We start from the raw sequence: 551 nt of genomic DNA, 5'->3' as shown, positions 1-551 counted from the left end.
CACAAAAAACATCCATGAGTAAATTTTACTCCCCACCCAGGCATGAAAATCCATCTCTCCTTCCATAATGGAGGATGAACGCAAACAGTTTGGAAAGACGTGCTTTTTAATGGTGGTTCGACCCTGTACAAAAAACTGTTTGAGTCCATTTGGTGTTCCACCCATTGTAAGCCCTTTTCATTTGGAAAAGGTGACTACGAACAGAAAAATGCCTAACGAACAAGTGGACTCACTGTTTGCGAATTCATCAATGGAAGGAGTCCGGATCATGGATGTGCTTTATCATCGTTGCGCAGGTTTAGATGTTCATGCCAAAACGATTGTCGTTTGTGCGCTTTGGGGAGAAGAAGACCACATTCAAAAGGAGATCGAAACGTTTTCGACGTTTACCAAAGACTTGTTTCGCCTCCTGAAATGGCTCGAGGATCGAGAAATCACTCATCTAGCGATGGAGAGTACGGGGGTTTACTGGAAACCGGTCTTTAACATTTTAGAGGACTACTTTGACATTACCTTGGCCAACGCTCAGCGAATCAAGAATGTCCCAGGGA

At 43.9% G+C, this 551-nt stretch carries 1 protein-coding gene; it reads left to right on the top strand.

The features are described 5' to 3' along the window. Window positions 1-268 precede the first annotated feature (268 nt). The coding region (locus ABS784_RS16970; RefSeq protein WP_352513367.1) for an IS110 family transposase at window positions 269-551 on the top strand (283 nt) is incomplete at its 3' end.

It is taken from the genome of Geobacillus sp. G4 (genome assembly GCF_040327975.1).
In the GTDB taxonomy this organism is placed as follows: Bacteria; Bacillota; Bacilli; order Bacillales; family Anoxybacillaceae; genus Geobacillus; species Geobacillus thermoleovorans.
Note: the sequence above shows the minus strand (reverse complement) of the source record. Positions and strands in the feature narration are given on the sequence as shown.